The 11,459-nt window shown below is 62.3% G+C and carries 4 protein-coding genes; 2 read left to right on the forward strand and 2 right to left on the reverse strand.

Annotated features, from left to right (window positions below):
- Positions 1–201: 201 nt before the first annotated feature.
- Together AC07Y0_RS05145 and AC07Y0_RS05150 are read left to right on the forward strand one after the other, a co-directional pair.
- Complete coding sequence (locus tag AC07Y0_RS05145) at positions 202–3,462, forward strand: STY4851/ECs_5259 family protein (RefSeq protein ID WP_498675152.1); 3,261 nt, start codon at positions 202–204, stop codon at positions 3,460–3,462.
- Positions 3,459–9,572, forward strand: coding sequence for a DEAD/DEAH box helicase (locus AC07Y0_RS05150; RefSeq protein WP_498675153.1), 6,114 nt, complete (start codon positions 3,459–3,461; stop codon positions 9,570–9,572). Before AC07Y0_RS05145 ends, AC07Y0_RS05150 begins: the two co-directional genes overlap by 4 nt.
- Before the next feature lie 63 nt (positions 9,573–9,635).
- Here the strand turns inward: AC07Y0_RS05150 and AC07Y0_RS05155 are convergent, their stop codons facing one another.
- Together AC07Y0_RS05155 and AC07Y0_RS05160 are read right to left on the reverse strand one after the other, a co-directional pair.
- The gene (locus AC07Y0_RS05155; RefSeq protein WP_498675154.1) at positions 9,636–10,115 is read right to left on the reverse strand and encodes a very short patch repair endonuclease; all 480 of its coding nucleotides are present in this window, start codon (positions 10,113–10,115) and stop codon (positions 9,636–9,638) included.
- Positions 10,093–11,340, reverse strand: coding sequence for a DNA cytosine methyltransferase (locus tag AC07Y0_RS05160; protein WP_498675156.1), 1,248 nt, complete (start codon positions 11,338–11,340; stop codon positions 10,093–10,095). Before AC07Y0_RS05160 ends, AC07Y0_RS05155 begins: the two co-directional genes overlap by 23 nt.
- Positions 11,341–11,459 lie beyond the last annotated feature (119 nt).

Raw genomic sequence — 11,459 nt, forward strand, 5'->3', positions numbered from 1 at the left:
GAGTTGGTTCCGATGATGATAGCGTCGCTATCGCGGAGGTTGCCGACGAGGAGAAGTAACGAATACGCCCCAACCAGTGCGAATACAGTACGCCCCTCCGGCCGCCATGCACTTTGGCGAAATGGCGTAGATATTGAGTGATATTCCCGCTCGAATACGGCATATTGCACCGAAGCGAATGACGGGGGGGGAATTCAGCTTTTGGTTGACCTAAGGGACGCATTTTCTTCGTTGTTGGCGACCAGAGGTCTTGATCAACCTGACGGACGGCCTCTCTATGCCTATCGATTTTCAACGCACGAATTGGAGCGGCGGCGTGACATACTACGACGCGCCGGGCGAACTGTTCTGCAAAATCGTAGTGGTGCGGCTCTCGTGATCTGTCACGTCGCGGAGTGGTTTCGACGTGAGCGGGGTGGTGGCCACTGGGATTGGATCCGCCCATTGAAGACGCTAGGTCTCGAATATGGCCCACATGCTCCGGTGCGGTACCGTGACGTCGAAGGAATGATCGACTTGGGGCTGCATGTCTGGCGGCGTCCCGCTCCTAGCGGTGGGGAGCGCCTACTTGCGATCGTTCGAGAAGCAGGCTTTCCGGTTGCCTCCGTTCGCGAGGATCCGCGTATCTCGTCCTGGTTGAAGCACTCCGTGTTGTGTGCCGAGCGGGGGTTCGCCACTCGCGATGCCGTAGGCGCGGAAGCGTGGCGAGTTTCCACCAGACTGGCTCAGGCACTGTTCGATCCGGCAGTCGACCTTTGCGACAAGATCGTCGAGTTGCGACGGTTGCTCCCGCCCATGGAATCCCGCGGCGATCCCGTTCAATTCCTAGACCAGCACCGACATGGTTGGCGCGAAGAGCTCCCCTTCGACGTCGAATGCGAAGACATTCGCGCGATGGTCGAACAGATCGTTAGAACGCGTGCCGATGGGGCCAATGCGCTCGACGTGACGCGGCATCTTCTTCGCACGGCGGGAGGTTGGCAGCCGCGTGCGGCACTGGGCCTAACGGGCGCTGTGGACCTGAGACGGCTACCATCGTCCATCGGCGGGGCAATTCGAGAAGGCCGGCGGCTGCGGGTGCTGCCGCGCGCGCCCTATTGCGACGATATGCTGGCCGTCGCCGCTATCGAGACTTTCGAAGATGAAGATGGCCCGGCTTACGAACTCAGGGCCTTCGTGGACCAGTTCGACGCCCCGCTCGCGTTGCAAGACGAAGCCCGCCTTCTCGTTCAGGCCGGCGGGGCGACGATCGCGGAGTTTATCGCCACCGGCGGTGAAGCACTCGACGATCCAGTGATCGCTCTCGATCTTGAGCGAGTGGATGGACCCGAATTGCCGTCGAGCATGCGTGTGCTCGGGCCATCGCCAGTGCAAACCAGCCGCCCGATGCTTGCGCTTGCCGTCAAACCGGAATTCTTCGGCGCCGTAAGCTTTTCTGCTGGATATGAAGACCTCGGGCAGGTTGTCGGTACGGATCGTCGGTTGGTCGGCTTTGCCGGAACAGCGCGCCTCGACCTCAGCGGTACCGCGTGGACGTGGAAGACGAGCGCCGAGCGTACCGTCGATGCCCGCCTCGTACTGGTCGGGGACCTCCTGCGCGGCGTCCGCGAACCGGTGTACCGGGGAACCCCCTCATGCTGGATAGCGCGCGACGGGCATCTCGCCGCACCGCGCCGAGCAGACGTGCACTGGCGACCGAAAGGGAGGGGGGCGTGGCGTCCCATCGACGGGGCTCGGCCTTGGGGTGCCGTCGATCTCGCGGTAATTGAACGGGGCGAGTTGCGCCTCACCATTGGGGCTGCCATCGTGCCCGCGGCCTTCGAGATCAGCGTGCATCGTGGCCGTCGGGAATTGCGGGTCGAGGGACTTGAAACCCGTATGCTCGCCGCGAAGGGCGCGTCCGATCTCCAGATCGGGTTCGATCGTGATGCGGCGATCGTGTCACTCGGTCCACCGGCGGGCATCGCGACGATAGTGCTGCGCGCCCGCTGGGATTCCGAGCTAACGCTCACCGTTCCCGATCCCGGCAATGACCTCCGTCTGTTCGACGCCTCCGACCGTTTGATGCCACCTCGCTCGGTGCTGTCGCTCGATGACCTGAAGGGTATCCGCATCTTGGCAGCGAGTGACATCACGCTGACCATGGAACTGCGGGCGGTGGATGCCCCGAGATTGTGCGTGATGCGAAAGATCTCGGGCGAAGTGCCGCTCTCCGCATTCGCAGATTCGATGCGGCAGCTTCTTGGGAGCTCCGAAAGCCTCGACGCGAAGGTGACGCTTGGCGCCATCGGCAGCGCGGATCAAATTGCGGAGATTCGTTGGTATGCCGAGGACGTCGATCTTTTCGATGCGCCACGTGCCAACGCCTTCTCCGTTCTGACAACGACCTACGGGCTCGATATGCAGGCATTCGCCCTCGCTCACCCATCTGCAGGCACATCCCCCGTGACAGCTCCGGCGACGCAAGCTGCGATGCGAGCCGAATTGTCACGATTGCTGCCGCCGGGACCCTGGCTAGTCTTCGGCCGCCGCAAAAACGGTGCGAAGCTCCGCCCGCGGATCGTCCCGGCCGCTGCACGGGCTGCGACTGCGGGCATCACGCTCCTTGAGCGTGCCATAGGCACCGATGCTTCCGCCGCGAGGGTGATCGCATTCGTCGAGGCCTATGCGCAGCCGGCCCAAGTCGCCGCCTCTGACCGGCGCACTATCGTGAATCTCTTGGCTCTTGCGCGACGAGAAGGGTTGCCGATTTCATCCATCGACGCCTTGAAGGCGCTCGATCGATCGCCGGGTCTCGCAGCATTGTTACTGGCGGCGTGCGACACCCTCGACGAGCGCGCCGCCTTGCTTGACTTGCAGCGCGACCTGCCATTCATTTGGTCGTCGACGACGATCGCGAACTGGCTCGACGCGTTCGCGGCACGGATCGAGGATACCCGCCGTCGGCTTACGGAAGCCGGCATCGACGACGCGATCACTTATCGGAGCATCTTGTCGGCGCTTGGCGACATCGTGGGATTACGTCATGAGTTGGCTGGGCACGCCAAAGCTGTATTCCTCGTGCTCGTGACGGCCGAAATGTCACGCGTAGGGTTGTCGATCGATAGCGCTGACGGACAGTTTCTGAAGCTAGGTGCCAGCGAGACGATACGACCCGAAATCGATCGGCTCATCGCGCGACATGTCGAAACCGATCCGCCCCCGCAAGGCCTGCTCTCTCCCAGCAATAAGTCGGCACAGCAAATACGTTGGAGTCCCTACGACGAGGCCTTCGGCGAGATCATCGCTGCACCCTTCGCCGTTGCCGATCACGCGACCGGCAAGGTCGCGCTCTCGGCTCATGAACTTCGGCGATGCAGAGACGCTTGGCTCTACGACCCCGAATTCTTCGAATCCATGGTGCCGATCGGGATAGACGAACAATTGCGGGGTGCCGCGAGGATGGAAAAGGGGCGGGCATGATCGACTTGGACCGAATGATGGTGCGCCTGCCGCAGCAGGCAGCGGACGCCATTCTCGGTATGCTGCGACCGAAGTCGCGGACGCTCGCGGAGCATCTGCGCACGACTTGGGCCGCTCCCGCCGGCGCCGAAGGATCGCTGATTGCCGAGCCCTTCGTCGAAGGGGCATTTCCTTGGCTCCCCCTGGCCGGTGGCTGGGAGGCTCTCGATCCCGCGATCCTGGACCCCCGTACGATCGACGTACTGCGCTCGGTTTCCTTTCCGCCTTATGTCCACCAAGCGAATGCGTGGCGCTGCCTCACCGCGGCCGAACCGGCATCCGTAATCGTCTCCAGCGGAACCGGTTCGGGCAAGACCGAATGCTTTCTCGTACCGATCCTGGATCGGCTGGTGCGCCTCTCCGATGGTGGCCGGCATGCGCTCGACGGCGTGCGCGCGCTGATGCTCTACCCCCTCAACGCGCTCATCAGTAGTCAGGAAGAACGGCTCAGCCGTTGGTTCGAGCCATTTGGCGGCAGCCTGCGATATTGCCTCTACAACGGCGAGACGCCCGAGAGCATTCGGGCGGCCTCACGCGCCGAAAAGCCGTGGCGCGTGAGTGATCGCCTCTCCTTGCGAGCGTCCCCGCCGCCCGTTCTCGTAACGAACGCCACGATGCTCGAATACATGCTCATTCGCCAGAACGACGCGCCCATCCTCGCGGCATCGCAGGGCAAATTGGACTTCATCGTCCTCGACGAAGCGCATTCGTACATGGGTGCCCAGGCGGCAGAAGTCGCGCTCCTGTTGCGCCGTGTCGCGCTGGCGTTCGGTCGCCAACCCAGCGAGATAAGGTATGTGGCCACCTCGGCCACGATCGGGGGCGTCAACGCTGCTACCGACCTCCATCGTTTCCTCCAGGATCTCTCCGGTGCGCCCGCGGATGCGATTCACGTCATCGAAGGGCACCGAGCGCCGCTGCCGCCCGCGCCGGACCTTTTCGAGAGCCGTCATCTTCGCTCACACGACTTGGCCAGTCTCGATCCGCTTGTCAGCGGGGAAATGTTGGCTGCCTCGGAAATGCTGCGCGTAACGCGCGAAGAATTGCGGAACGGCAAGATATTCTCGTGGGGCCGATGGTCGGAGCGCGTGGCGACGCTGGCTGGCGGTTCCGCCGATGCGACCGCCATGCTCGTCGAAACCGCCCGCGCACGGGACCCGAATGCGGACCCGGTCATGGCAGCGAGCGGCAACGATTCCATTCTGCCCAATCGCATCCATCTGTTCCACAAGACCGTCGCTGGGCTGTGGGCATGCATAAATCCGGAATGTCCGGAGAGCCCGTCGCTTCGCGAAGGGTCCGACTGGACGTTTGGTCCGATATTTTCCGACGCTCGCGAGCATTGCCCGCACTGTGCGTCGATCGTTCTCGAATGGGTCTGCTGCACGCTCTGCGGAGAAGGTGCTCTGCGAGCCGAGGAATATGACGGTGGGTCGCGGATCGCGCCTTGGAGCGACGGAAACGACGAGGATGGTTTCGAACAAACGCTGGAGCGAGAGGATTCCACCGACGCCGCGGACGACGACGAGGCGGAGTTGAGCATGCCGATCGCGCCGGCGATCGTCTCACGACGCTATCTGAGCCTACCCATCAAGGCTGGATCCATCCGACTGGACGTGGATCTCGCCACGGGAGCGATCGACGCGGCCGCCGAGAGAAGCTTCACCTTCTCTGCCAGTCGCGACACGTCTACCTGTCCCGCGTGCGCCAAGGCGCCGAGCCGTGTCGATCCGGAGCGCGGGGCGATGCGAGCGGTGGTGGCTGGAGCGCCCTTTCTCATGGCGCAGATTACGCCTGGCTTTCTTGCGGATCTCTCCCCGGAACCCAAGTCGGACGAGCCACTCCCGTTCGACGGGCGGCGATTGATCACCTTCACCGATGCACGGCAGGGCACCGCACGACACGCGGCCAACGTCCAGATCGCCTCCGAGCGCACCTTCGTTCGCGGCTTCATCTATCAGTTCGTCCAAGATGGTCCGTCCTATGATCCCGTGGCACTGACGCTACTCGAAGACCGTATCGCTCGATTGCGACAGTCGCCCGAGGACGCCATGTTTGCGAGCCTCGCCGACGATCTTGAGCGCGACCGCGCCAAGATGATCGGTAGCGGACCGAAACCGTGGAAAGACCTGGTTCGACGTTTGTCGACCCATACGACCGTCGATCATTTCTTGCGCTCGCTCTGGACAACGACGAACCGCGATCCTCGGTTCGATGACGCGGAGACCCTCGCGGAATTCCTGCTCTATCGTGAAGCCATGCGACGGCCGGTCCGCGCAAATTCGGCCGAGACACTGGGTTTGTTTCGGTTCGAGCTACCCGGTATCGACGATGCAGCGACGCCGCTTCCGGCATCGGTGCGGACGTTGGGGTTGAACGACGCCGACTGGCGAGACCTTCTAAGGCTGCTGGTGACGCACTTCCTCAGGACCAACGTTGCCCTGGATTTCGATCGCTGGTGGCTCAATTGGATCGATCGACGGCAGAGCCACATCGAGGTCAAACCTTGGGCGCCTGGCGAGAAATCGAGCAGGTACGTTCGTCTTTGGCCGAACCCCTATGGCGTGCGTCTGACCCGCGTCGTCCGGCTGCTGTTTCAAGCCGTGAGGCTCGACCCCGACAATCGCAGCGATAAGGACGTAGTTGGTGAAGTGCTCGCCGACGCGTGGCGCACGCTCATGCGTTTCATGGTCGACACCGGCAATGGCTACCGCCTCAAACTCGGTGATCTCTCCGTGGCGAAGGTCGAGAACGCATACTGGTGCCCGACCACGCGTCGGGTCCTCGATACGACGTTGCGCGGATTGAGCCCTTACGACGTCGATGGAACTCATCCCGTGGCGGCACCTATCAGGATGCCGACATTGAAATACCCTTGGCGCCGGGATGCGCTCGGTCATGCCGTCGACGAAGATCGCCTGGACGAATGGTTGGCCGCCGATCCGATCGTCACGGAGCTTCGAGACGCCGGCCGGTGGGGTGACCAGCACGATCGCGCTGCCAAGTTCCTGCCGTGGCTCCGCGCCGCCGAGCATTCCGCCCAACAGGCCAGCACGACGCTCAGACGGTACGAGAGGGAGTTCAAGGCTGGACAGATCAACGTCCTCGGCTGTTCGACCACAATGGAGATGGGTGTCGACATCGGCAGCATCGAAGCCGTGCTGAACAGCAACGCACCGCCCGAGATCGCCAATTATCGGCAACGCGTCGGTCGCGCGGGACGTCAACGTCAACCGATCGCCGTGGGCCTGACATTGTGCAAGGATCGTCCTCTCGATCGCATGACCATTGCCAATCCGCTCGATTATCTGCTGCGGCAGGTCAAGACGCCTCGCGTGAGCCTTGAGAGTCCCACGATTGCAACGCGTCACGCCGCGGCGCTCCTGCTGGCCCGGTTTCTCTCCGGATTGGGCGCGGAACTCCACAAGCTCACGAACGGAACATTCTTCGGTCTGTTGGACGATTCGAACACCGCCACGGACTCGCCACCGGCAACGGCGTTCCAGGCGTGGCTCGATCGAGTCCCGGCCGATACTGCGCTAACGGATCAGTTGAGGACCTTGCTCACGGGAACGCCTGTCATGCCGGGTTGGGACCTGGTCGAGGTTCTTCGGGACCGAATCGAGCGCATCTCGGCCGAGGTCCGCGCCGAATGGGAGGCGCTCGCGCCAGAGGTGGCGGCAACGTTATCGGGCGACGTTGAGCTAGCGGCCGTGAACAAGGCCCGTGAGCTTCAACGTCGGCGCCTCGAACGGGGTTATCTGCTTGGCGAACTCGCCGGGCGCGGGTTCCTGCCATCCTACGGTTTTCCGACTGACGTCGTTCAATTCGTGACCGAAACCGCCAGTGAAAAGGTCGCGAAGCAACGAGCAAGCGATGCCGGTGCGGAGCCCCAAGAGCGAAGTTTCGGCCGTGGCTATCCATCGCGGTCGCGCGAAGTAGGGATCTATGAGTACGCGCCAGGACGAGGGATCGTCGTCGACGGGGTGGTGCGGGAATCGGCGGGTGTCACCCTCAATTGGCAACGACCGGTGTCGGAAGCCGGTTTGCGCGAGATCCAGAGCTTGAGGACTATGTCGTCCTGCAGGACCTGCGGCGCGCTTTCGTCCAAGCCGTCCGCGGTCGAGGAGACACCGTGCGTGGAATGCGGATCGAGTAACCTCGAACCCAGGCGTTATCTCAGTCCGAACGGGTTCTCAGTCGACGTTCGCTTCCACGTCCACGACGACCCTTCCGACGTTGGGAGCAGCAAAGTCGTCGATCCTTGGGTGTCCGCGCGGGACGCCCCATGGCGCTCGCTCCCGGATCCCGACGTCGGACGCGTGCGCGCAAGCGCCGACGGTACCGTTTTCTGGTTCAACCCAGGAGACCACGGTCACGGCTATGCGCTCTGCCTCCACTGTGGTCGGGCCGAATCCGAACCCGATGCCGCCGGTGGTCCGGGGCTCGCTGGCCATCGGCCACTGCGTGGGGCGCCCACGGCAATCGATCAGGTCACGTGCAGCGGCGCCCCCGAATTCGCGCCATATGCCGTCACCCGTAATCTGATGCTGGGTCACGAGATCCGCACCGACCTCTGCGAGATCCAGCTCTACGAGTGTCGTTCCAAGGAAGTGGCGCTCACCATCGCGCTTGCCCTGCGGGAGGCCGTCGCCCAGCGACTGGGTATCGACGCCGACGAGATGGGTTTCGCTGCACCTGCCGCGCCGAACGCCCGTGGGCGCGACAATTTCAGTGCGGTGGTCTTTGATCGTGCGAGCGGTGGCGCCGGCTTCTCCACCACCATTTCGCGCGATCCGGTAGGTCTGTTGCGCGAGGCTGCGACCTTCCTGGATTGCATGCGCCCGGGGCGCTGCGGCGACCCCGAAGCGCAGCGTGCCTGTCCCCGTTGCGTCCTGGCACCGGACGCCCAGCACGTAGCCGACACGACTGATCGCGCGGCAGCGGCAGCATTGCTCGGAACTACACTCGGTCGCATCGCGCTTCCCGAACAACATCGATTTTTCGGAGATGCCACTGTTTACGAGGCGGCGCCCCTTGCCGACGCTCTAAACGAAAGGATGTCCACCGATTCGTCCACCGAATTGTCAGTCGTCCTACACGGCACGCCGTTGGAATGGGATTTCGACGCTTGGCCGATGGCGCCAATTGTCGAGCGATGGGGCGCTCGCGGACGAGCGGTGTCGGTATTGGTCGATGCAAGCGCAGTCGCAGGAGCCGATGCTGTCACACGGCGACGTATTGCTCTTTGGATCGAGCGCGCACGGGCGCACCTGCGGAACATTTCCACCGCTGAACTTAACCTTCTCGCGTTCACTAACCGAGGCGATCAAGCGACGGCTTGGCAATCCCTCGATCCTGCGGCCAGTGGCATCTCGGCGACCTGGGCGAGCACGTCGACCGCCCCGGTCGTCCGTGGTCCGATTGACGTCGGCGGGGAAGCGGTCGTGCCGATCGATACATCCTCCTTGTTGATCGAACGCATGCGTGAAAGCATCTTCGAGATTGACGACCAGATCGATGGCCCGGCGAGCGGCTTCGGGGAGCGGCTAAGACGTGCGATGATTATGCGCAACGAGGCGCTGGCGACCGTCTTCGACGAGCCGTGCCTTGAGCTGACCTATTCGGATCGGTATCTCTTCAGTCCGCTGGTGGCGCGGCTCGTGACCGAATTCTTGATGGGGTTTTCGAACCCCGACACACTCATCAACGTTGACACGTTAATCCAACGCCGTGACGGTCGTCGCCCGCGCGTGGGCAAGACCTTGAGGGACGATTGGCCGGATGTCACCGAACGTGACATTGTCCTTCGCCACCTGCTCACGACGATTGCTCCGACGGCAAAGCTTCGCCTACACCAGCATTTGCCGCACCGGCGCCGGCTTGAATTCCGATCCGCGAAAGGAGCGGGAACGATATTCTTCGATCAGGGCGTCGGCTCTTGGACCACGCAAAGCGTGGTTTCCTTCGACCCGATGGCATCGGTTCATGTTCAAATCGCGGCGATTCAGGAACCCTTTGTGGTCGAGAACGGCCCAAACGGCACGTTCTTCGCCGTCAGATTGAATTAATCCGGAATCGAGCGAATTGCGCAGCCTTGCGTTTCTGGCGCTCCGATGTCACATCGTGATCTGTTAATTGCTGTCAGGCTTGCCGGTCGGCTGACGCAAGGCGGGAATAGATTTTGCATTGCTGCATAGGAGCACTAATGCTTCGATCAGGTCGGCGGCGACCTCGATTGGTTCGTGCTCCCATATACGCAATACGTGCCAGCCCGCGTCTGTCAGTCTGCGATCCGTGTCGCGATCGCGCGCAATATTGGCTTCGATCTTTTCCCGCCACCATGCCGCATTATTCTTGGGCCAAGTGCCGTGCGTTGGGCAGCCGTGCCAGAAGCAGCCGTCAAGCAAGACGGCAACGCGTGAGCGGCTGAAGACTATGTCCACGGTGCGCCGCGAATTGGCTAGTAGGCGTTGGTGCAGCCGAAAACGGAGTCCACGCCGATGGAGCTCGGATCGCAAGGCGCGCTCGCGCTGATTGTTGCGCCCTGCCGTCGCTGCCATTCGTTTGGACGTCGCCGGCGCGACGGCATCAACTGGTTTCGGATGCGTCATGCGCTGCAATATGGTGATGGAGATCGAGGCGAAAAGCTTCCTCGTAACGCAGCGTGCTTCGTTCGAGACGAGAGAGAAAACCGGCAGTCGCCTTTCGGGACAATGGTTTCAGCGGGCGCGATATGAATGAAGAAAGATGCAACTGCGGCTTCAATACTGGCCATTCCGACACCGCGGATCGACCGCGCTGGCCTTCGAAGCCCCAACCCGCGCTGGGCCAGCGTGTTCCGCCAACGTGGAACTCGTCATTCGAATGATAGTCGCCAGTCGTTTGCAATCGCTGCGCGATCCAAGAGGCAAATGGCACGCTGACAGCATTGCCGACTAATCGCCAGCGCTGGCGTGTCTGGCGGACATCCTCCCCCGGAACTTCTGTCCATTTTGCGTCGAATCCCTGAAGTCTTTCCGCATCCTCAATCGAGGGCACGCCGATCAAGCGACGTTGTGGAAACCAGATGGCAGGCGGCGAAGGGATGTGCAGCGCCGAACCGCCCTTCAAGGGTGGTGTCGCATCGATGGCCCAACCGAGCCCCGTATTCCCCTCTGTCCAATAGAACCCGCAGGCATGAGCGCCGCGCTTGTCCATGACAGGAGCTGAGGCGTCCACACCAAGAAGTGCCGGTCGAGGGTCTTCGTAGCGCGAGGCTAGGATCACGACGCGGCGGCGGCGTTGCGGTAATCCGAACGCGCGAGCATCGACGGTGCGATAGGCCCACATGAAACCCATTGCCTCAAGCGCCGTCACAATCCGATCGATCGCGCGGCCGCCGTCGAGGCTCAGCATGAAAGGCACGTTCTCGAGAACAAGCCAGGTTGGTCCCGGCCGTGCTTTCAGGAGCAGGTCGAGCACGACATCGATCAACCCCGAGTTAGGCCCCGATATTCCCTGCCGCCGGCCGACTTGGCTAAGATCCTGACAAGGGAATCCCGCGGTCAGGACGTCGCATTGCGGAAGCTCGCCGAGCGCCCGAACATCGTCGGAGATCCTCACCTTTGGGAAGCGATTGGAAAGCACGGCTCGGGCACGATCGTCGGCATCGCAGAGTAGAACGCTTCGATGGCCCTGTTCGTGAAAGCCCCTCTCTAGGCCACCAATTCCAGCAAACAGCCCAGCGACAGCGAATTGTCTCTTTGAACGTCGTGGAGAGGCGGGCACCGGACCGTTCAGCTCGGCGTCGGATGTTGATGTGCTCTCGGGTTTGTCGATGCTCGATCTCAAATACATTTACCGTTCACATACTAATTGACAGAAGGTGAGCAGTGACTCCGCTTGGTTTTAGCACAGCGACGGGCATCAATCTGAGGAAAATCTAAGAGCGACGATCGTCGGCACAGCGGCGATCG

The sequence above is a fragment of the Allorhizobium sp. GW101-3B10 genome, assembly GCF_059424725.1.